The sequence below is a fragment of the Pseudomonas fluorescens genome (assembly GCF_902497785.1).
Classification (GTDB): Bacteria; Pseudomonadota; Gammaproteobacteria; order Pseudomonadales; family Pseudomonadaceae; genus Aquipseudomonas; species Aquipseudomonas fluorescens_BO.
On the sequence record NZ_CABVHK010000013.1, the window covers coordinates 20,616 to 41,212 of the forward strand.

18 protein-coding genes are annotated in these 20,597 nt (G+C 59.6%); 13 read left to right on the forward strand and 5 right to left on the reverse strand.

What is annotated here, in order from left to right:
• Nucleotides 1-139 precede the first annotated feature (139 nt).
• The 8 genes from F8N62_RS19580 (at nt 140) to F8N62_RS19615 (ending at nt 8,831) form a co-directional block, all read left to right on the forward strand.
• A complete protein-coding gene (locus F8N62_RS19580) occupies nt 140-475 on the forward strand; it encodes a YceK/YidQ family lipoprotein (RefSeq protein WP_150712226.1) in 336 nt (111 codons plus the stop codon).
• 174 nt (nt 476-649) lie between these two features.
• Complete coding sequence (locus F8N62_RS19585) at nt 650-2,407, forward strand: carbamoyltransferase (RefSeq protein WP_008146248.1); 1,758 nt, start codon at nt 650-652, stop codon at nt 2,405-2,407.
• Nucleotides 2,391-3,521 (forward strand): glycosyltransferase, encoded by a 1,131-nt coding sequence (locus F8N62_RS19590; RefSeq protein ID WP_150712227.1) that lies wholly within the window; start codon nt 2,391-2,393, stop codon nt 3,519-3,521. Before F8N62_RS19585 ends, F8N62_RS19590 begins: the two co-directional genes overlap by 17 nt.
• Nucleotides 3,521-4,417 (forward strand): antimicrobial resistance protein Mig-14, encoded by an 897-nt coding sequence (locus tag F8N62_RS19595; RefSeq protein ID WP_150712228.1) that lies wholly within the window; start codon nt 3,521-3,523, stop codon nt 4,415-4,417. Before F8N62_RS19590 ends, F8N62_RS19595 begins: the two co-directional genes overlap by 1 nt.
• An 8-nt stretch (nt 4,418-4,425) precedes the next feature.
• The gene (locus tag F8N62_RS19600) at nt 4,426-5,859 is read left to right on the forward strand and encodes a PIG-L deacetylase family protein (RefSeq protein WP_150712229.1); all 1,434 of its coding nucleotides are present in this window, start codon (nt 4,426-4,428) and stop codon (nt 5,857-5,859) included.
• Between the two features lie 55 nt (nt 5,860-5,914).
• Nucleotides 5,915-6,799 carry a DUF6625 family protein gene (locus tag F8N62_RS19605; protein WP_150712230.1) on the forward strand — a complete coding sequence of 295 codons (885 nt, stop codon included), beginning with the start codon at nt 5,915-5,917 and terminating at the stop codon, nt 6,797-6,799.
• Nucleotides 6,796-7,950, forward strand: a complete 1,155-nt coding sequence (locus F8N62_RS19610) for a glycosyltransferase family 4 protein (RefSeq protein WP_150712231.1) — start codon at nt 6,796-6,798, stop codon at nt 7,948-7,950. Before F8N62_RS19605 ends, F8N62_RS19610 begins: the two co-directional genes overlap by 4 nt.
• A complete protein-coding gene (locus F8N62_RS19615) occupies nt 7,947-8,831 on the forward strand; it encodes a glycosyltransferase (protein WP_150712232.1) in 885 nt (294 codons plus the stop codon). The genes F8N62_RS19610 and F8N62_RS19615 overlap by 4 nt, the downstream gene beginning before the upstream one ends.
• Nucleotides 8,832-8,977: 146 nt before the next feature.
• Here the strand turns inward: F8N62_RS19615 and F8N62_RS19620 are convergent, their stop codons facing one another.
• Entirely contained in the window at nt 8,978-10,831 is a 1,854-nt protein-coding gene (locus F8N62_RS19620) for a bifunctional O-antigen ligase/aminoglycoside phosphotransferase family protein (protein WP_150712233.1), read from the reverse strand.
• 154 nt (nt 10,832-10,985) lie between these two features.
• Between F8N62_RS19620 and msbA the strand changes: the two genes are divergently transcribed.
• The 5 genes from msbA (at nt 10,986) to F8N62_RS19645 (ending at nt 17,065) form a co-directional block, all read left to right on the forward strand.
• Complete coding sequence (msbA, locus tag F8N62_RS19625) at nt 10,986-12,788, forward strand: lipid A export permease/ATP-binding protein MsbA (RefSeq protein WP_150712234.1); 1,803 nt, start codon at nt 10,986-10,988, stop codon at nt 12,786-12,788.
• A 172-nt stretch (nt 12,789-12,960) separates the two neighbouring features.
• On the forward strand, nt 12,961-14,382 hold the full coding sequence (gene hldE / locus F8N62_RS19630; protein WP_150712235.1) for a bifunctional D-glycero-beta-D-manno-heptose-7-phosphate kinase/D-glycero-beta-D-manno-heptose 1-phosphate adenylyltransferase HldE: 1,422 nt from the start codon (nt 12,961-12,963) through the stop codon (nt 14,380-14,382).
• Between the two features lie 130 nt (nt 14,383-14,512).
• Complete coding sequence (locus F8N62_RS19635) at nt 14,513-15,487, forward strand: glycosyltransferase (protein WP_150712236.1); 975 nt, start codon at nt 14,513-14,515, stop codon at nt 15,485-15,487.
• 2 nt (nt 15,488-15,489) lie between these two features.
• Nucleotides 15,490-16,197 (forward strand): hypothetical protein, encoded by a 708-nt coding sequence (locus F8N62_RS19640; protein WP_150712237.1) that lies wholly within the window; start codon nt 15,490-15,492, stop codon nt 16,195-16,197.
• 61 nt (nt 16,198-16,258) lie between these two features.
• On the forward strand, nt 16,259-17,065 hold the full coding sequence (locus tag F8N62_RS19645) for a hypothetical protein (protein ID WP_150712238.1): 807 nt from the start codon (nt 16,259-16,261) through the stop codon (nt 17,063-17,065).
• A gap of 11 nt (nt 17,066-17,076) precedes the next feature.
• On the opposite strand, the gene F8N62_RS19650 is transcribed toward F8N62_RS19645, so the two are convergent.
• From F8N62_RS19650 to F8N62_RS19665, 4 genes are all read right to left on the reverse strand, one after another.
• On the reverse strand, nt 17,077-18,042 hold the full coding sequence (locus F8N62_RS19650; RefSeq protein WP_150712239.1) for a metal ABC transporter ATPase: 966 nt from the start codon (nt 18,040-18,042) through the stop codon (nt 17,077-17,079).
• Between the two features lie 32 nt (nt 18,043-18,074).
• A complete protein-coding gene (locus F8N62_RS19655; RefSeq protein ID WP_150712240.1) occupies nt 18,075-18,887 on the reverse strand; it encodes an aldo/keto reductase in 813 nt (270 codons plus the stop codon).
• Nucleotides 18,884-20,059: an NAD(P)/FAD-dependent oxidoreductase gene (locus F8N62_RS19660; protein ID WP_150712241.1), complete on the reverse strand. Its 1,176-nt coding sequence runs from the start codon at nt 20,057-20,059 to the stop codon at nt 18,884-18,886. The genes F8N62_RS19655 and F8N62_RS19660 overlap by 4 nt, the downstream gene beginning before the upstream one ends.
• Before the next feature lie 132 nt (nt 20,060-20,191).
• Nucleotides 20,192-20,524 (reverse strand): DMT family transporter, encoded by a 333-nt coding sequence (locus F8N62_RS19665; RefSeq protein ID WP_008027887.1) that lies wholly within the window; start codon nt 20,522-20,524, stop codon nt 20,192-20,194.
• Nucleotides 20,525-20,597: the final 73 nt, after the last annotated feature.

The window sequence follows — 20,597 nt, forward strand, 5'->3', positions numbered from 1 at the left end:
TGCTCGCGAGAGGCCAGAGCAGCCACCGCAGCTTTAGGGACAGGTTCTTGAGAAGCGTCCTACACGATCTCCGGAGCCCATGAACTGGGCCCTAACCCGTCACGATGCTAGTTTGCCTGACCACTGCGGAGGGCAAATCTTGACGATGAAAACGGCTGTCATGCTTGGCGTGTGTTCAATAGCGTTGTCCGGCTGCGGGACGGCCGTCACGGTCCTGCAAACTGACGAAGACGCCGTTCGCGGTCTCAGAAAGCAAAAGACCTACTGCCAATCCATTCCACGCATCTACAGCGGCCTCGCCTACGATTTCTGCGTGCTGAACGCGCCACCCGACCCCACTGGGGTCCTCGTACCCCTCCTCTTGCTGGATCTGGCATTGTCCGGCGCGCTGGACACCGTGGCCTTGCCGTACACGATTTACCGGCAGGGCGTGGATGGCAATATCAGGATTTACTTCAGGTCGGGTCGCAGATGATCCGGGCTACCCTCGTCTCTCGTGAACAACTTTATGGTGCTGATAACCGTAAGGGTCATTCCCGCCATGTTTACGCTATAATCCCGCCCTTTAGCTGTCTCTCGCCCCTTGCGAGGGCACATTCATTTTTGAGGCGCGTAGCGCCTGCATGCAGACTTAAGAGGCTAGACCCCTGTGGCATTGACGATTCTTGGCCTGTCCGGCGCCCTTAGCCATGATCCTTCCGCAGCCTTGTACATCGACGGCAAGCTGGTCGCGGCGGCTGAGGAAGAGCGCTTTGTGCGCGATAAACATGCAAAGAACCGCATGCCTTACGAATCGGCCAAGTTCTGCCTCGAGCAGGCAGGCATCAAGCCGTCCGACGTTGACGTGGTCGCCATCCCGTTCGCCCCGATCAGCCTGTTCGGCAAGGCGCGCTGGCATTACGCCAAGCGTTATTGGTACGCGCCGGACCGCGCGCTCGACGCGATTCTGATGGGCAACCGCCGCTACAAGCGCTATCGCAACAAGATTGTCTGGTGCCTTGAGCAACTGGGTTTCGATCCGAAGAAAATCAAGATCGAGCCGGTCGAGCACCACTTGGCCCACGCTTCCAGCGCTTACCACTGCTCCGGTTTCAAAGAGAAAACCGCGATCCTCGGGATCGATGGCAAAGGTGAATATGCCACGACCTTCTTCGGTTACGGCGAAAACGGCAAGATCCACAAGATCAAGGAATTCTTCGACCCGGACTCCCTCGGCGGCCTGTACGGTGCGATCACCGAGTTTCTCGGTTTCGAGATGCTGGACGGCGAGTTCAAGGTCATGGGCATGGCGCCGTATGGCGATGCTTCGAAATACGATTTTTCGCGTCTGGCCTCGTTCGAGAATGGCGAACTGGTGATCAACACCGATTACGCCAACGTCATCGGCCTGCGCCGTTATAAAGAGAAGGGCAAAGGTTTCTACTTCTCGCCAAAGCTGATCGAGTGGCTGGGGCCCAAGCGCGAAGGCGACATCGCCGACGAGCCGTACATCCACTACGCCGCCAGCATGCAAGCGCTGTTCGAAAAGATCTCGCTGCAGATGATCGACCATTACCTGGGCGACGTGCTCAAGGAAACCGGCAAGCTGGCCTTCGCTGGCGGCTGCGCGTTGAACGTCAAGCTGAACCAGAAGATCATCGCCCGCGACGACGTCAAAGAACTGTTCGTCCAGCCGGCGTCCGGCGATGCCGGTACTGCGGTGGGCGCGGCGGCTTATGTATCTCACGCCCGTGGCGTGCCGGTCGAGAAGATGGAACACGTCTACCTCGGCCCGTCGTACACCAACGAAGACGTACTGGCAGCCTGTGCCCGCCACCCGAGCAAGCCGGTCTGGCGCAAGCTCGAGAACATGCCGGAAAACATCGCCAAGATCATGGTCGACGGCAACCCGGTTGCCTGGTTCCAGGGCCGTATGGAGTTTGGTCCGCGTGCCTTGGGCGGTCGTTCGATCATCGGTTGCCCGAGCGCGACCGGCGTGGCTGACCGCATCAACCACCAGATCAAGTTCCGCGAGCGCTGGAGGCCTTTCTGCCCGTCGATGCTCGACACCGTTGCACCGCAGATGATCAAGATCGATCACCCGGCGCCGTTCATGACGTTCACGTTTGAAGTGGCCGAAGAGTGGAAGACCCGCGTGCCGGAAGTCGTCCATGAAGATGGCACGTCCCGGGCCCAGGTGCTCAAGCGCGAGTACAACCCGCGCTACTACGACATGATGAAAGCGCTGGAAGTCCTGACCGGCAATGGCGTGTCGCTGAACACCTCGCTCAACCGTCGTGGCGAGCCGATGATCTGCTCGCCGACGGACGCACTGAACATGTTCTTCGGATCCGACCTACAGTATTTGATCATGGAAGACATTCTTGTGGTCAAAGAGGGCGCGGACGCATATGACACGCTCGGCTGAACGCCACGTGCTGCAGTTCTGTCACGGCTATGACGGGCCGTTTCTGGACTGCGCCCGGCAATACGCCAGCCTGTTCGCGGGGACCGGGTATCGAGTGACCACGGTGTTTCTCACCGGAGCCGCCGATGCCAGGGTGGCCGCGAGCTGCGCGTCCGACGAAGTGCTGTTCATGGAGTACAGCTCCAGGGCCATTCGTGGCTTGAAGCTGGGCGCCATCGGCGATCTGCGCAAGATCGCCGCGTCGCGTAATTTCAGTTTCTGCATCGCCCATCGGTTCAAGCCGATCTACATCGCTTTGCTGGGCACTTCGCTGCCGGTGATCGGTGTGCATCACGCGTTTGATGACTACGAGCGCGTCAACCGCAGGCTTTTTGCGCAGTTTTTCCACAAGCGCCTGAGCCTGCTGGGTGTCTCCGATGCCGTGCGTGACGACATTCGCAAGTGCTTGCCCAAATGGCCGGCCGCACGCATTCAAACGCTGCATAACCGCATCAATGTGGACGCGTTGCGCGACAGCCAGGTCTCCGTTCGCGATGCCCGGGCAACCTTGGGCTTATCGATGGATGCCTGGGTCGTCGGCAATGTCGGGCGGCTGCATCCGGATAAGGATCAGGCCACCTTGCTGGAAGGTTTTGCCGCTGCCTTGCCGGGCTTGCCGGCCAACAGTCAGTTGGTGATTTTGGGCATTGGTCGGCTGGAACAGGACCTCAAGGATCGCGCTCGAGAGTTGGGCATCGGTGATCGCGTGTTCTTCCTCGGACAAGTGGCCGAAGCCAGGCGCTATTTCCGCGCCTTCGATGTGTTTGCCCTGAGCTCCGATCACGAACCGTTCGGAATGGTGCTGCTGGAGGCCATGGCCGCGGGTGTGCCGTTGCTCGCGACTGCCTGTGGTGGCGCCAGGGAAGTGGTCGAAGGTGTCGGTATTCTGTTTCCCCTGGGCGATGCAGAGCATCTGGCTCAAGGGCTGCAACACTTGGCTGCGATGGACGATCAGCAGCGTCACCAGTGTGCTGAGTTGATGCTTGATCGCTTGCAGGAACGCTTCTCCGATCGCGCGGTGCGCGATGTTTTCTGGCGTTTGCCCAACGTTTCCGAACTGGCGTCGAGGAGCTGATGCTCAACCGACTTCAAGGCTGGCGCGAACGTGGCTGGACGGTGGTCGACGACTCGGTGTATGCCGAGGCCTGGCACCGATATGGCGGCAGTGTGGCGACTCATCCGATGGTAGTCGAGCGATTGGCGCGTTTGGCCGACATCCCGGTGCGCTACCTGGCGTGGGCGCAAAACGGCCAAGTCCTGGCGGCGATTCCGACCTGGGGTCGCGACCTTGCGTTGTCCAAGGACGTGCTCAAGCGCAGCGGCAAAAAGGGTCTGTTCGACCTTGGCAATGCCGAGATCATTCTGCCCGCTGCGGCTGATGCGCAGGCACCTCTGCGCCATCGTGCACGCTACCTGTCCGCATTGAATGAAGCCCGCTTCAGTGGCATTCGGTTGCAGGCCGAACAGTTGGCCATGGCCCGCACGCCCGAAGATTTATCGAAAAAATTTCGTTACAACCAGCGTCGCGAATTGCGCTTGCTGGAGGAGGCTGGCGGCGTGGTACGGCCGGTAAGCGAGTTCTCCAGTAGCGAACTGGCCGCCATCTACTGTGATTTGTTCAAGCGTCGCTGGGGTTTTCCGGCAACCGGCGCCGAGCGCATGGCCGAGGTGATCGAGTTACTGCGTGACTTGTTGATCGGCTCGGTGATTTTCCTCAACGATGCGCCCATCGCCATTCAACTGGTGTATCGCGTCGAGGCGCCGCAGTGGGTCAGTGTCGAATACATCAACGGTGGCGTCGATCCCGAAACCCGTGAATTCAGCCCCGGCAGCGTCCTGAGTTTTCTCAATACCCAAAGCGCCTGGGAGCATGCACGTGCGCTGGACAAGCCCCTGCGCTTTTCCTTTGGTCGCGCCGACCGTGAATACAAGGACCGCTGGTGTAATCCTGTGCCGGTCTTCACCGTATGAGCCAACCCATGAGCCGCAAACAACAATTGCTCAAGCGCCACCGGCGCAACAAACGCATCGGCCTGTTGATCGCCTTGGTGCTATTGATTGCGATCGGCGTGCTGGTGGTCTGGTGGCTGCCGTTGGTGTTGGCCCTGTTGGGCTGGATCGCTCACGAGGCGTGGTTCGCTGACCATCTGTTTTACTCCCCCGGTGACGACTACGAATACAGCTTCGCGCCCTATACCCAGCAACCCAAGGTGCACCTCGACGGCGAGCGCTTGCGGCTGGATGAAGGCGTCATGTTGGTGGATGACGCCACGCTGGTGTTGGCCCTGCGGATAAAAAGCACCTGGCTGGGGCGCTTTATCGACCCGGCAATCGAGTTGTCAGGCGGGGATCACCCTGACCGGCAAACCTTCGAGCGGGGTGTCAACGGGCTGCGCTATCTCAATCTCTCGGGGCAGGCGCAGGTCCTGTCGCGGGGCGAACTGCGTCTGCTCGGACGTTTCTGCCGGGTGTCCGGCGAGCCCGTGCTTCGCGCATTTGAGCAGCCGGATTATCGCCATCAGCGGGTCATGGTGATCGCCCCTCATGCCGACGATGCCGAGCTGGCGGCCTACGGCTTATACAGTCAGGCCAAAGAAGCGTGGATCGTGACGCTGACCGCCGGTGAAATCGAAGCCGAACATTATCAGCAAATGGGATTGGGCAAAGTCGACGCGTCGCGCCTCAAGGGTCGTCTGCGCGCCTGGGACAGCATTGCTGTACCGCGCTGGGCCGGGGTGCCCGAAGCCAATTGCGTGCAGTTAGGCTACTTTTGCCTGCAATTGGCCGCGATGCGCGCTGCGCCGACGCAACCGGTAGGTTCGCGTGAGGCGGAGATGGACGATATCCGCCTGTTCCGTCAGTTCAATCCCATCGCATTGCCTGGCGACGTCGATGGACAGCCGACCTGGAATAATTTGCTGGCCGATCTGCGCGCGTTATTGCTGCGAGCCCGCCCTGAAGTCATCGTACTGCCGCACCCGACGCTGGACCCTCATCCCGACCACATCTGTGCGCAGCAAGCGGTGCTAGAAGCATTGCGGGGCCTGGAGTGGCAGCCGACCACGTTGCTCGGTTATGCCAACCACTTGCACGACAACGATCGCTGGCCGATGGGGGATGCTGGCCATGGCATCGCACTGCCGCCAGCCTTTGATTCGTCTGTACCGGTGCAGCCTTACTCGCTGCCGATGCCGCTCGAACTCCAGCGGGCCAAGGCCATGGCGCTGGGCATGATGCACGATCTGCAGCCGCGAATGCCGTTCAAGCGGCGAGTGCGTCGGTTCATACAGTGGCTGTTGGCCCGCCGAGTGCCGTCGCTTTACGGAGAGAATGAGTTCTTCCGCAAGGCCGTCAGGCGCCAGGAGCTTTTCTGGCTTTTGAAGCATGGTGAAACACCTGCAGAGCATCCCTGACGTACAAAGCTGCCTAGCATGGCGCTGTTTCCAGTCTTTACCGTGAGTGTTTTCCGTGATCAATCCCACCCCACGTATCTTGTTTTTGATGCCTTACTTTGGCCAATGGCCATTCTGGATGCCGTTTTTTCTCGAAAGCTGCCGTCGCAATGCCGACATCGACTGGTTGTTCTTCACTGACTGCGGCGTTCCCGAGAATCTGCCACCCAACGTCACCGTCGAAAGCATGATGTTCAGCGACTACTGTGGACTGGTATCTCAACGGCTGGGGATCGACTTCGCGCCTGCCCAGGCCTACAAGCTGTGCGACATCAGGCCGGCGATGGGGCTTATTCATGCCGATCGCCTGGAGGGCTACGATTTCTGGGCTTTCGGCGATATCGACCTGGTGTACGGCGACCTGCGCAGCTACTTCACGGCTGAGCGGCTCGCTGGCTATGACCTTTACTCCACTCACGAGCGGCGCGTGGCAGGGCATCTCTGTCTGATTCGCAACACTGCCCGCAAGCGTGAGTTGTTCAGGCAGATCAAGGATTGGGAAGCACGCTTCACCGACCAGAAACATCACGCGCTGGACGAGGGCGCCTTCAGCCGGATCTTCCTCTGGCGCAAGAATTTTCCCGAGCCGTTATTCAAGCTGGTGGGCAAGTTCAACCCATGGCGCCGGCGCAGCGAATTCACCGAGGCATTCAGTACGCCGGGTGGCTGCATCAAGTGGCACGACGGCACGGATGATTTCCCGCACCAGTGGTTTTGGCGCGACGGCCAGCTGACCAATGATCGCGATGGCGATCGCCGGTTTCCGTATTTCCATTTCGTCTGCTGGAAACGCAACGAATGGCCACAGTTGCCTCAACCCGATCCGGCGCAGATCCGGCGCCTCGCCGCTGAACCTGCGTGGGTCATCGATGCGACTGGATTTCACCGGGGAGCGTTATGAGTCACAGGTTAAAGGTTCTGCAATTGCAGCCTGACTACAACGTCAAAGCCCATGACTTTGCCGACCTCGCGGAGCAGATCGTCAAGGCTCTGCCGCAGGATCGCTATGAGGTGACGGCAGCGTTCCTGCGTGGCAAGCCCGGTCCGGGCGAGGCGGTGAGTCGTGCCGCGCGTTCTGTGTATTTCGAGTTTTCCGACAAGTCGCTCAAGGGTATGCGTCTGCGGGCGATGTGGCAGTTGTACAAGTTTTGCCGCGCGGAAAAATTCGACGTGGTGATCTGCAACCGCTTCAAGCCGGTGAACATGATGCTGATGCTCAATCGCTGGCTGAAAGTGCCACTGTGCATCGGCATCTCCCACGGTTTTGGCGAGTTCGACCGATTCTACCGGCGTCGGCAGACCCAGCGCCTGATCGATCGTCACTGGCGTTTCGTCGGCGTGTCACCGGCGGTCAAACAGTATTTGATGGATTGCAACTGCGGCTTCACCGACGCAAATACCTGGGCCATTACCAACGCCATCGATATCGAACAGGCCGAAGCCTTGCAGCACAGCCGCGAGCGCGCCCGTGAACTGCTCGGCATCGATCCGTCGGTGCGGTTGATCGGGGCGCTGGGCCGGCTGGTGCCGGTCAAGGGGCACACCTACCTGTTGCAGGCGTTTGCTGCGCTCAAGGACAAGTACCCGAATACCCAGCTCGCGATCATCGGCGCCGGTCGCGAAGAGTCGCGCCTGGCGGCTGAAATCGAGCGCCTGGGCCTGAGCGGTCGTGCGCACCTGCTGGGCTTCAAGGAAAACGCCTTGCAGTACGTTCGCGCCTTCGACATATGGACCATGCCCTCGCTGGCCGAAGGTCTGGGGCTGGCTTTGCTGGAAGGCATGAGCGGTCATCTGCCGGTGATCGCCTCCAACGTGCCGGCGATGCTGCCGCTGATCGAGGGCGCTGGCGGCCTGACGATCACGCCAAAGGATGTTCCATCCCTGGTCGCTGCACTGGATAACTACCTCGGGCTGTCGGATGACGCGCTCAGGGACAAGGGCGAACAGGCCTACCGTTATCTTCAGGAACAACACGACATCGAGGTGTTCCGTCAGGAGTACCTCAACCTGATTGACTCCGGCTTGAGCAAGGCCCGCAAGGAACAACCATGAGTGCCGCACCACCCATCGTCACGGTCATCATCGCATCGTACAACCACGCGCCCTATATCGAGGAAAGCATCCTCAGCGTCCTCAACCAGACCTACCCGAACATCGAGTTGCTGGTGGTCGATGATGGTTCCACCGATGACAGCGTTGATCGGATCAACGCCTTGCAAGCGATCCACGGCTTCGATTTCCGTGTTCAGCAGAATCAGGGGCTGACCAACACCCTCAACGGTGCCATTGCCCGGTCAAAGGGCAGTCTGATCGTGCCGTTCGGTTCCGACGACATCATGCTGCCTGAGCGAATTGCCACGCAGGTGGCGCACATGGATGGCAAACCGGAAGTGGGCATCTGCGCCGGCAACATCGAGCTGATGGATGCCGAAGGCACCCCGTACCCGGAGTCACGTCAGCGCCGCGATGTGCCGTTTCGCCGCCTGGACTTCGAAGACATGTTCCTGGAGCGCAAGCCTTATCCACCGGCACCGACCCTGATGATTCGCCGCGAGGCGCTGGACAAGGTGGGCGGGTTCGATCCGACGATTCGCCTGGAGGACTTGCTGATTGAGCTGAAAGTGACCCATGCCGGTTACTTCATCGATGGCTTGAACGTGTTGATGGCGCGTTATCGCAAACACGCGACCAACTCCTACAAGAATCACCGCTTCATGATCGACAACATTCTGCGCACCTACGCGCTGTTCAGCGATCACCCGCTGTACGACCACGTGCGCTACAAGTTTCTCAGCTCGATGTTCCTGAAGACCGCCAATCGTGACCGCGCACTGGCGCGGGAACTGCTGGCGCAGATCCCGTTCAAGGCCTGGAACAAGAAGACCTGGCGCGGCTTGGGGCGCTTGTATTTCTCGCCGTTGGAGAAGGATTGAGCTAGCAAGCCTGGCGCTGAACCCCCTTGTAGGAGCGAGCTTGCTCGCGATGGACTCATAAGCGACGTGGTTATACAGACAACACGCGTAATCGTTGACGTCCATCGCGAGCAAGCTCGCTCCTACAGGAGGCGGGGGAGCCCGGTTCAGTGAGCTTCGCGGTTAGCCAATACTTGTTTGTGCAATGCATCCACAGCCGATTTCGACGCTGTCACCCCATAACCTTGCAGCAATGCCTGAAAGTGGTCTTCAAACAACCAGCGTCGATCGACCGTGTAGCGCTGCATGTGGCGCAGGTTGCGCTGACGCAGTGACAGGCTCAACGAAGAAGGGTAAATACGCAGGTCGGCCACATCGATCAGGCCGAACTCGCCATCCTCCAGCACCAACACATTACCCAGATGCAGCGAGCGGAAATACACGCCTCGCTCGTGCAACTGCGCCATGAATTTGCCAAAGCGCTCCACCAGTGCCTGGCGCACGTCCGGTGCCGTGATCCCTTGCAGGACCTGGCGCAGGGTATGGCCCGGCAGCGGCGTGTAGTGCACAGCACTGCTGCCATCAGCGAGGCGGTAAAGGTCGAGGATGTGCGGTGTCGGGAAACCCATCTGGCGCAGTCGCTCGCTGTTGACGGCAAAGCGTTCCGAGTACGAATTGAAGCTGCCCGAGGTGTACCAGCGGCGAGGCCGGAACAATTTGAGGAAGCTGCCGTCGACCAGGCGCAGAACTTTCGGCCCCAGGCCATCCTCTTCGATCACCTGGGCATTGGCGCTCAACGTTTGCAGCGCCGCAGGCGTCAGTTTTTTGATCGACAGCGACAGCAGGCGGCCAGCGCGTTGGTTGATGCTCAACGCGGCGATCAATGCCAGGGGAATCCACAGCAGGAACCAGTGTTCCTTGGGGCGCGAAATGATCCCGCCGCCTTCGGTCAGGCCCGCGCCGATGCCGAACACCAGCCAGGTCGAAGCAATGATGAACAGCGGGTTCAGTCGATGGCGCCAACTGCTCAGCAGCGCCCAGGCCTGGAAGAACAGCCACGGGATAAAGCCGAGAATGCCGACATAGAAGAGAACGCCCAGGGCAAAACTGTGGGGTTCTGCCAGCGTGTAGCCCAGGCCCGGATCAACGTCCATGCTGGCGTTGTAGCCATGGCCGATCCACGGGCGTTCGGCAATTTTTTGCAGGACCATCTGCCAGATTTCGAAGCGATACGAGGCGCCTCGGCTGAGGATCATCTCCGACAACAGCACCGTGACTGAAGCCCCGCCGACGAGCATGACAGCCAGCAATACCACGGACCGTCGGTTCCAGCACATAAAGCCCAACCACAGTGCCGCCAGTGTCAGGGCAACCAACGGTGTCCTGGACCCGGTGGCAATCACCGCCGTGAACATGATCACCAACGCCGGAATACTCAGCCAGAGAATCTGCGGGCGCTTGCAGGTCATGCTTACGCTGAGCCAGTAGGCGCAGAAAAAACCGAACAGGTGCGAGCTCAAGAGCGGGTTGTCGAACGCTCCACCGCCAATCAGGCGCATACCCGGCTCATAGAGGTGGGCGAACATGAGCAGGTCGTAGATTGAAGAGATCAGTCCGACGCTGGCGGCACTGAACAGCAACGGCTGGACGATCTCGCTGCGGTGGCGCACCAGCAAGTAACATCCAGCGAACAGCATCAACAAGTGCAGCGGAGGCTTGAGCTTGCCGGTGATGCTTCCTTCGCCCGGACTCCAGCAAAGGCTGAGCAATGCCCACCCGGCGAATAGCAACAGGGCGATGAAAATCGGCTCGCGCACCAACTCTTTGAATTGGCGGGGGCGCAGACACACTGCAATCAGTGAGGGAATGCTGAACAAGGCGTAGTAAAGCTTGTGAAGCAGGTTGCGCTCGGGGAGAAAGAACAGAGCGCTAAGGAGCAAGAGATAGCCGGTCGGAAGAATCCACAGGCAGATGAAATCGAAAACTCGATTGGACGTGTTGTTGAAACCGCTGACTTGCATGCTGGGAGATTCAATCCTGAAGTTGATCGGTCGTTCCGGTGATGGCTATATGATACCGTTTATACCGTCTAACAATAACAGCCTTTATGCGATTGCCAGAACCCTGAGAAAGCTGTGCTAAAGTCAGCGTCCTTTTTATCGACATTCGCGTGATATGACCGACTCCAGTCTCTCCGCAAGCCCATCGAGCTTGAAAATCTACTTCCGTCTGCTCGGTTATGTCCGGCCGTACATCAGCCTGTTTCTGATCAGCATCGTCGGCTTTCTGATTTTCGCCTCGACGCAGCCAATGCTCGGCTACATCCTTAAATACTTCGTCGATGGCCTGTCCAATCCAGAGGCGGTGCTGTTTCCCAGTGTCCCGTACCTGCGCGATCTGCAACTGCTGCAAGCCGTGCCGCTGCTGATCATTCTGATCGCTGCCTGGCAGGGGTTGGGATCTTATCTGGGCAACTACTTCCTGGCCAAGGTTTCTCTCGGGCTGGTCCATGACCTGCGGGTGCAGTTGTTCAACAACCTGCTGGTCCTGCCCAACCGCTACTTCGACAAGCATAACTCGGGTCACCTGATTTCCCGCATCACCTTTAACGTGACCATGGTCACCGGGGCGGCCACAGATGCGATCAAGGTCGTAATCCGTGAAGGCATGACGGTGATCTTCCTGTTTGCCTCGCTGCTGTTCATGAACTGGAAACTGACACTGGTCATGGTCGCGATCCTGCCGCTGATTGCGCTGATGGTGAGTACCGCGAGCAAGAAATTCCGCAAGCAGAGCAAGAAGATCCAGGCGGCAATGGGCGACGTGACGCACGTGGCGTCGGAAACCATCCAGGGTTATCGCGTGGTGCGCAGCTTCGGCGGCGAAGTGTTCGAACAGAAACGCTTCTTCAATGCCAGCCAGGGCAACACCGACAAGCAACTGCGCATGACCCGCACCGGCGCGATCTACACGCCGCTGCTGCAGCTGGTGATCTACAGCGCCATGGCTGTCCTGATGTTCCTTGTGTTGTACCTGCGCGGCGATGCGTCCGCCGGTGACATGGTCGCCTACATCACGCTGGCCGGTCTGTTGCCCAAGCCGATCCGTCAGTTGTCGGAAGTCAGCTCGACCATTCAGAAAGGCGTGGCCGGTGCCGAAAGTATCTTCGAGCAACTGGACGTGGCACCGGAAGTCGATACCGGCACCGTCGAGCGCGACGCCGTTAGCGGTCGCCTGGATGTGCGCCACCTGAGCTTTACCTACCCGGACACTGAGCGTCAGGTGCTCAATGACATCAGCTTCTCGGTCGAACCCGGGCAAATGGTGGCGCTGGTGGGGCGTTCGGGCAGTGGCAAGTCGACCCTGGCCAACCTGATCCCGCGTTTCTATCACCATGACAAGGGCGAAATTCTCATCGATGGCGTCGAGGTGGAGCAGTACAAACTGCTGAACCTGCGCAAGCACATCGCCCAGGTGACCCAGCATGTCACGCTGTTCAGCGATACCGTGGCCAACAACATCGCTTATGGCGACCTGGCTGGCGCGCCGCGTGAAGACATCGAAAAAGCCGCAAAAGACGCCTACGCAATGGACTTCATCGCGCAATTGCCCCAAGGCCTGGACACTCAGGTCGGCGAGAACGGCGTATTGCTGTCCGGCGGACAGCGTCAGCGCCTGGCGATTGCCCGCGCCCTTTTGAAGAATGCGCCGTTGCTGATTCTCGACGAGGCCACCTCTGCCCTCGACACCGAGTCGGAGCGACACATTCAGGCGGCGCTGGATCAGGTAATGAAAGGCCGGACGACGCTGGTCATTGCGCACCGCCTGTCGACTATCGAGAAGGCCGATCTGATTCTGGTCATGGACCAGGGCCGCATCGTCGAGCGCGGTACGCACGCCGAACTGCTGGCCCAGAACGGCTATTACGCTCGCCTCAACGCCATGGGCCTCGATGCCCCGGCGGAAGACATCGCCTGAGTCCGGTGGCGGGCAGTGCCGGGACGGCCGGGAAAAATCGCAGCCTGAGGTTTGCGAACAGGCACAGGCTGCGGCTTTTTACTTTTGGCGCACTCGTACATGCCTTGCGCAAGTCCTACGCCAACCCTGTGCTAATATCCCGCCCTTGTTCATTTTGTATGTGGGTTGCTCCATGAAGTTGTCCATGCCGCGATTCGATCAAGCCCCCGTTTTGGTGGTCGGCGATGTCATGCTCGACCGTTACTGGCATGGTGGTACCTCACGGATTTCCCCTGAGGCGCCGGTGCCGGTGGTCAAGGTCGAGCAAATCGAGGATCGCCCGGGTGGGGCTGCGAACGTTGCCCTGAACATTGCCGCGCTCGGCGCACCTGCGTCGCTGGTGGGTGTGACCGGCGACGACGAAGCTGCCGACAGCCTGGCCAACAGCCTAGAGGGCGCGGGTGTGCGAGCCCTGTTCCAGCGCATTGCGCATCAGCCGACCATCGTCAAACTGCGAGTCATGAGTCGTCACCAGCAATTGCTGCGCATCGACTTCGAAGAACCCTTCGCCACCGACGCGCTGGCCTTGGGCGAGCAAGTGGATGAGCTGCTCGAAGGCATCAAGGTGCTGGTGCTGTCCGATTACGGCAAAGGCGCGCTGAAAAACCATCAAGTGTTGATCCAGGCCGCCCGTGCCCGTGGCATTCCGGTGCTGGCCGATCCCAAGGGCAAGGACTTCTCGATCTACCGCGGCGCAAGCCTGATCACGCCGAACCTCAGCGAATTCGAAACCATCGTCGGCGGTTGCGCCGATGAGCACGAGCTCGTGAGCAAAGGCGCGCAATTGATGCACGACCTTGACCTTGGCGCATTGTTGGTCACCCGTGGCGAACACGGCATGACGCTGTTGCGTCCGGACCATCCGGCGCTGCACCTGCCGGCCCGCGCCCGTGAAGTGTTCGACGTCACCGGTGCCGGTGACACCGTGATTTCCACCCTGGCGGCGGCGATTGCCGCTGGCGAAGAATTGCCCCACGCGGTGGCGTTGGCGAACCTGGCGGCGGGTATCGTGGTCGGTAAACTCGGTACCGCAGCGATCAGCGCTCCGGAACTGCGCCGCGCCATTCAGCGTGAAGAAGGTTCCGAGCGCGGTGTGCTGGGCCTGGAGCAGTTGCTGCTGGCGGTGGCTGACGCGCGTGCGCACAAAGAGAAGATCGTCTTCACTAACGGTTGTTTCGATATCCTGCATGCCGGGCATGTGACCTACCTCGAGCAGGCGCGAGCCCAGGGTGACCGGTTGATCGTTGCGGTCAACGATGATGCGTCGGTGAGTCGCCTCAAGGGGCCTGGCCGTCCGATCAACAGTGTTGATCGTCGCATGGCCGTGCTGGCGGGGTTGGGCGCTGTGGACTGGGTCATCAGTTTTGCTGAAGGCACTCCGGAAAACCTGCTGCGCGAGGTTAAGCCGGACGTGTTGGTGAAGGGGGGCGATTACGGAATCGACCAGGTGGTCGGTGCAGACATCGTGACGGCTTACGGCGGAACCGTGAAAGTATTGGGGTTGGTGGAAAACAGCTCGACTACAGCGATTGTCGAGAAAATTCGCAACCATTGATGAGATTGATGACTCCCGTTTTCATACTGTGTATGAACGGGTTTTATCGTGAGGAGATAACCGTCCCCGATGATATAGGCCGGTACGGACTCAATGCTCTTGCCGGCTTTTGTCTCGTGGTAAATGATTTATGAAAGTCATGCTCCTGGTGATGGACGAGCAGCGCGTCATTCTTGATCGCCTGTATGAAATCGTGCAGCAGAACTGCGACGAGTGCGTCATCTATCGCCTGAGCAAAAAGCAACAACTGAACCTCGGTCCGTTTTTCGCCTCGGTCAACTATCAGAACTTTGACCGGGTGGTGATTTTTTCCAGGGTCAAGCGCCTTGTCCCTCAATTGAGGGTATTGAAGTGCATTCCCGGCCTGATCTTTCTCGAGCATGACGCTTACCAGAACTACATGCCCGAGAGTAAATACCTGAGGGTGTACTCGCGCCTGTACAGCCGTTTGCCCAGTTCGCGCACGCTGGTGTCCGGCGCCGTCGTTGCGCGGCGGATGCAGGCTGAAAACATTGATGCTGTGTTCGTATCCAAGGGATATGACGAGCAGATGCTGCACAACACGTCGGGTACCCGCGACATTGCGCTTGGATTTCTGGGCAGTCTCAAAAGTAACGAATATGCGCAGCGCAGGGCGGTTCTCGAATCCCTTGCCCGGCGTACCGGCATGTTGGTGACCCGCACCAAGTCGGGTGCCGATTATCTGGAAATGCTCAATCGCATCAAGATTTTTGTGAGTGCCGATATCGGTATGAATGAATTCATGATCAAGAACTTTGAAGCGATGGCGTGCGGCTGTGTGCTGTTGGCCTGGAGTCAGGGTGAAGAAGACGAGTTGCTGGGCTTTCGGGATATGCACAACACGGTTTTCTATCGCTCCGAAGACGAGGCGGTAGAGAAGATAAAACTGCTGCAGAGTGACCCGGTGCTGATGGACCGTATCGCCAGTAACGGCCAGGCGTTTGCGCAGGACCATTACTCCTTTGCCCGAGTGGGTCGTACGCTCGCTGCCGAGATTCAGCGTGAAATGCGTCCCTGGCAACCGCCTTCAGCGTTCACCCGGCTGTGGGTAAAATTACGTTACGGCATGAAGGTTCCAGAGTAGACATGGAAGGTCAACAGCCTCGAATCGATGAACCGATGGCGCTGGATGCGCTGCCCGGCGGGGATCAATCGGTTCTGGATGGCTTGCCGCAGGAACTCAAGGAGTGCTTGCGCAAGGCTCCCCGGGTTTTGCTGGTCGCCAACAATCCAGCCATTACCCGCGACGATTTCCAGGCCCTGAATATTGGCGTCGATGATGTCGTCGTCAGCTTCAACAAGTGCCTGGTGGCGCCACTGCTTTGTGCGCAGAGCGTCAATGTGTTCGTGCATGGTTTCAATGCGCCGGACGCCTACTTTTTTGGCCTTCCCCACGGGCCTGAAGTGCAACGCCTGTTCAGCCAGGCGCAGGGCCGTTGTTTCACTGTGTTGGTGGGCTGTACCGAGGCCATGTGCCCATTGCCGCAAGTGGCGCTCTACCGGGAGCGGATTCCGCTGCCACCCTTGTGGAATTACCCGGTCAATCGGCCAGATGGTAAACGCTATGTCGGTCCTACCACCGGCTTCAATGCGCTGGTGGTACTAGACTGGCTGCGCGGCCATCCGCCATTCAACTATCAGCTCATGACGTTGGGTTTTTCCAACGAAGCCGGTAAACGCTGGAGCGGGCACGCCTGGGACTATGAACGGGACTGGTTGCAAAAGTCCGACGTTACCGTGGTCGCGCTGCGGCCTCGTCGCTGGTGGCAGAAATTGCTGCGCCGTCATAAATGAAGGATGACTTGTCGCCGGGTGCCGACAGACAAGTCCGGTTTTTTTCAAGGGGTGCTGTCGAGTGTTGAATATTGCGGTGGCTTTTTTTGGTATCCCGAGAAATTCGCAAATCTGCTTTCCCTCCATCCAGGAAAACGTACTGGCGCAACTGCCTCCGGGCAGTAACGTAAAGTGCTTTTACCACCTGTATAAAATCGATGAAGTACAGAACACGCGCTCCGGCGAACAAGGTGAACTGCAGGCTCATAATTATGAGCCGTTCGAGACCATGACCGGGGAGCTGACGTCGACCGAGGGTGTGCTGGAACGCTGGAATTTTGAACAGGTGAAAGCGCTGGGTGATACCTGGGCTGATGATTACGCTTCACTGCGCAACCTGATCTATCAGCTCAATTCGTTGCACCGGGTCACGACCATGATGGAGTCTTTCAATCCTGATTTCGTGGTGTTCGTGCGTCCAGACAACTTCTTCCACACACCGCTTCCCGCGTATGTGTTCAACCATGCCAAAGCCCGGCGGCTCAACGCCTACATCCCCGACTGGCAGTGGTGGGGCGGGCTTAATGACCGGCTGGCGATTTGCGGTCGTGACACCTTTGTCGCTTACGGCAAAAGAATCGAACGCATTGCCGAGTTCAGCAAGGTGACGGGCAGAAAACTGCACTCCGAGCGACTACTCAAATTTGCACTGCAACAGGCCGCAGCCAGGATTTGCACCATTGATACTCAAGCTTCGCGTGTTCGAATCACTGGAGCATTTGCCGAGGAATCGTTTTCACCCAAGCGCGGCATGGGCAAGCGCGAAAACCGCTACTTCCATTTTTTCGCGCGGTTACGCACCTTGATGGACAAGCGACGAGCAGGTTAGGCAGGCAGGACTTATTTACTCAAGCTGCCGCGCACCATACGGACCAGTCGCAGGGCCTTGACGCTCAGTTTCTTCAAGCCCCGACGCGGCGCTTTCCTGACTTCCAGCCCTTGTTGGGCAACCCAGTCTTTCCAGCGAATACGCTCTTCGCGCACCGTCCAGCCTTCCTGGATCGCAAAGCTTTCCGCCAGATACAACCCTCGGGTGCTGGCAGGAATGAGCTTGTCGCGCTTGAGCGTGTACAGCTCGGGAAGTGGCACACCCTCTTTCAACGGCATCAGGTACAAATCCGGACGTTTGCGGTCGAGTCGGGCCACCAGTTGATCGCCTTCCAGCCGTTCGTCGACGTGGAACAGGCTCAGGGACTTGGCTTCCTTGGGCACGTCCAGGCGCAAGTCATAGATCAGCTGCAGCGAGGCTGTCGGCAAATGCACGTAGGCGCGCGGCCGTTCGATCAATTGCATGTTGGCGCAGCGCACCGGCCGCGCCGCACCGGAAAACGGGCTGAGGCGAAACGGCAAGGCTTCGCGATAGTGCAACGCGGATGCGTAGGGCGCCGGCAGCCAGGTGTCGTTGAAGCGTCCTCCGAGCCAGCCTTCCGGCGTCTCCAGCAGGCACTCTTCGGCAATCTCCTGGATCGCCGTGTGCAGCGGCAGGTTCAATTCATGGGCCGGCACGTAACCGGAAATCAGCTTGAGCACCACATCGCCGCGGTCCTGGCGACGCTGACGCACCAGCACCCAGTAATCGCGATTCTGCCAATGCAGCGTCAGGCGCACCGAGACCCCGAGGTTGGCCAGCTCCACGGCAAACCGCTCATTGTCGGCCACCGCCACCGGGCGACGACGTTGCAGGGTCTGGGAAAAATTCAGCGGCATCCCGACGCTCTGATAACTCAGGCCTTCGGGAGTCGCTTCGACGAATAACGGCAGGGTCTTGAAGTTGTTCGGGTTCTTTCTAATGAGCGTACGCGGCATGTCGGCTCCTGCTTAAGGCCGCGTGGGCGGCATCAGTTTCTACGTAGGACCTGGGCAACAGTCGCGACGTTGTGGGCGAGGTGCAGCGGATTGATGGTGCCGACAATAGCACTGGCCACCCCCGGATGTTCAAACAACAACTCGAAGCTGGCGCGCACGGGGTCAACGCCCGGGCTCAAACAGACGTGGCCGCTGGCGAGGGCTTTTTTGACCAGGATGGCTTTGCCGTGAGCAGCAGCATAGTCAATGACCGGCTTCTCGTTCAGTTCGTTCAGATTGTAGGTGACCATCGCGCAATCACCTTGCTCCAGGGCCTTCAACCCGCCCTCGACGGTTTTGCCGGAGAAACCATAGCCGCGAATCTTGCCTTCGGCCTTGAGCGCGGCGAGGGTCGCGTAGACCTCGCTGTCGTTGAGAATCGCCAGGTCGTTGCCGTCGGAGTGCACCAGCACCAGATCGATAAAATCAGTTTCCAGACGTTGCAGGCTGCGTTCCACCGAGAGCCGGGTGTGCACGGCGCTGAAATCGTGTCGGGACTGGCCATCGGCGAACTCTTCGCCGACCTTGCTGACAATCACCCAGTCCTGACGCTGGCCACGCAGCAACGGGCCGAGGCGTTCTTCGCTGCGGCCATAGGCCGGGGCAGTGTCGATCAGGTTGATGCCCAGGTCGCGTGCCTGTTTGAGCAGCATGCGCGCTTCGTCGTCGTCGGGAATCTTGAAGCCGTTGGGGTATTTCACGCCTTGATCGCGGCCCAGTTTGACCGTGCCCAGGCCCAGCGGCGAAACCACCAGGCCGGTACTGCCCAGCGGGCGATGCAGATCGTGCAAGGTCGGCAGGCTCATGGCAGCAGTTGCTCCCAGGCAGGAACGCCCATCGGCGGTTTCGGCAGTTCGGGCAGCGGCGCGGGCTGACCTGGCTGGATGCCGTCACGTTGCAGGGCGTTGATGGCGCGGTCGGCGAAGTCTGGCGCCAGCGCCAGTTTGGTCGGCCAGCCGACCAGCAGCCGGCCTTCTTCGGCCAGGAATGCGTTGTCCGGGCGGGTCAGGCCTGATTGCAGCGGTTCGGCGCGGTCCACGCGCAAGGTTGCCCATTGCGCGGTGCTGAGGTCGATCCACGGCAGCAACTGGCCGAGCTCTTTCTGTGCGGTTGCAATCTGCTCGGCCGGCGTGCGGGCAACACCTTCGGCCTCGGCGATGTCGCCACCCAGGTACCAGACCCATTGACCATCGGCGGCCGGGTGGGTGGTGACGGTGATGCGCGGTTTGGTGCCGCCGCCCAGGCAATGGGCGTACAGCGGTTTCAGGCCCGGGCCCTTGGCGATGATCATGTGCAATGGTCGGCGTTGCATGGCGGGCTTGGTCAGCCCCAGGTTTTCGAGCAGCGCTGCAGTCCCGGCACCGGCGCTCAAGACGATGCGCTGGGCGCGGATTTCGCGCTCGTCGACCTTCAGGCCCACCAGCACGCCAGCCTCCAGCAACGGCTCGATCTGCTGACCGGCAAGCAGCCCGTCACCCGCCAGATCGGCGAGGCGCTGAACCAGGCTGGGCACGTCGACTACCAACTCCGCCAGGCGATAGACCTTGCCCTTGAAACGCTTGTCTTGCAGGGCCGGCGGCAGTTGATCGCCCTTGACCTGATCGACGCGGCCGCGCACGGCTTTGCTGGCGAAGAAACTCGTGAGGTTGCCGGCGATCGTACCGGGCGACCACAGGTAATGGGCTTCGGACAACAGGCGCACACCGGACAGGTCCAGCTCGCCGTCGCCGGCGAGGGCTTCACGCCAGCGGCGCGGCATGTCGGCGATGGCTTCCGAGGCGCCGGTCAGCGCGCCATGCAAGGCGTACTTGGCGCCGCCATGGATGATGCCCTGAGACTTGACGCTCTGCCCGCCACCGAGGGTGGCGCTTTCCACCAGCACGGTCGAAAAACCCTCGCGGCGCAGGCGCGCATTCAGCCAGAGGCCGGCGACACCAGCGCCGACGATCAGCACGTCGGTGGAAATAACGGATGGCATGCGACGACCTCAGTGTTCAAGACGAGGGCGCAGTATACAGAGCTAAGACGGGAAAAAAGATCGCAGCCTTCGGCAGCTCCTACAGAGTTCGCATTCCAATGTAGGAGCTGCCGAAGGCTGCGATCTTTTTCGTCAATGCCCCGCGGTTTTGGAGAAGAGCTGGATGACCACGACGCCCAGCACAATCAACGCCATCCCCAGCATTGCCGGCACATCGAGTTTCTGCCCGTAGATAAACAGCGCCGCAACGCTGACCATCACGATCCCCATCCCGGCCCACACCGCGTAAGCGACGCCCACCGGCACGCTGCGCACCACCAGCGTGAGCATCCAGAAGGCAATGCCGTAACCGACGATCACCAGAATCAGCGGCAGCGGCGTGCTGAACCCTTTGACGGCTTTCATCGAAACAGTGGCGATCACTTCGGCGCAGATGGCAATGGCCAGGTAGTAGTAAGCGGTCATGGGAGCATCCTCGAGTGCAACGTTACTGTCTGAGGTCGGCATTTTAGAGATTCTCCAGATGCGGTAAAGTCAT

Bases quoted from the DNA above. Each gene is read 5' to 3' on its own strand.
- F8N62_RS19600 (WP_150712229.1), top strand. From the start codon at position 4,426: ATGAGCCGCAAACAACAATTGCTCAAGCGCCACCGGCGCAACAAACGC.
- hldE (WP_150712235.1), top strand. From the start codon at position 12,961: ATGAAGTTGTCCATGCCGCGATTCGATCAAGCCCCCGTTTTGGTGGTC.
- F8N62_RS19660 (WP_150712241.1), bottom strand. From the start codon at position 20,059: ATGCCATCCGTTATTTCCACCGACGTGCTGATCGTCGGCGCTGGTGTC.
- F8N62_RS19610 (WP_150712231.1), top strand. From the start codon at position 6,796: ATGAGTCACAGGTTAAAGGTTCTGCAATTGCAGCCTGACTACAACGTC.
- F8N62_RS19595 (WP_150712228.1), top strand. From the start codon at position 3,521: ATGCTCAACCGACTTCAAGGCTGGCGCGAACGTGGCTGGACGGTGGTC.
- F8N62_RS19615 (WP_150712232.1), top strand. From the start codon at position 7,947: ATGAGTGCCGCACCACCCATCGTCACGGTCATCATCGCATCGTACAAC.
- F8N62_RS19650 (WP_150712239.1), bottom strand. From the start codon at position 18,042: ATGCCGCGTACGCTCATTAGAAAGAACCCGAACAACTTCAAGACCCTG.
- F8N62_RS19665 (WP_008027887.1), bottom strand. From the start codon at position 20,524: ATGACCGCTTACTACTACCTGGCCATTGCCATCTGCGCCGAAGTGATC.
- F8N62_RS19620 (WP_150712233.1), bottom strand. From the start codon at position 10,831: ATGCAAGTCAGCGGTTTCAACAACACGTCCAATCGAGTTTTCGATTTC.
- F8N62_RS19590 (WP_150712227.1), top strand. From the start codon at position 2,391: ATGACACGCTCGGCTGAACGCCACGTGCTGCAGTTCTGTCACGGCTAT.
- msbA (WP_150712234.1), top strand. From the start codon at position 10,986: ATGACCGACTCCAGTCTCTCCGCAAGCCCATCGAGCTTGAAAATCTAC.
- F8N62_RS19640 (WP_150712237.1), top strand. From the start codon at position 15,490: ATGGAAGGTCAACAGCCTCGAATCGATGAACCGATGGCGCTGGATGCG.
- F8N62_RS19635 (WP_150712236.1), top strand. From the start codon at position 14,513: ATGAAAGTCATGCTCCTGGTGATGGACGAGCAGCGCGTCATTCTTGAT.
- F8N62_RS19655 (WP_150712240.1), bottom strand. From the start codon at position 18,887: ATGAGCCTGCCGACCTTGCACGATCTGCATCGCCCGCTGGGCAGTACC.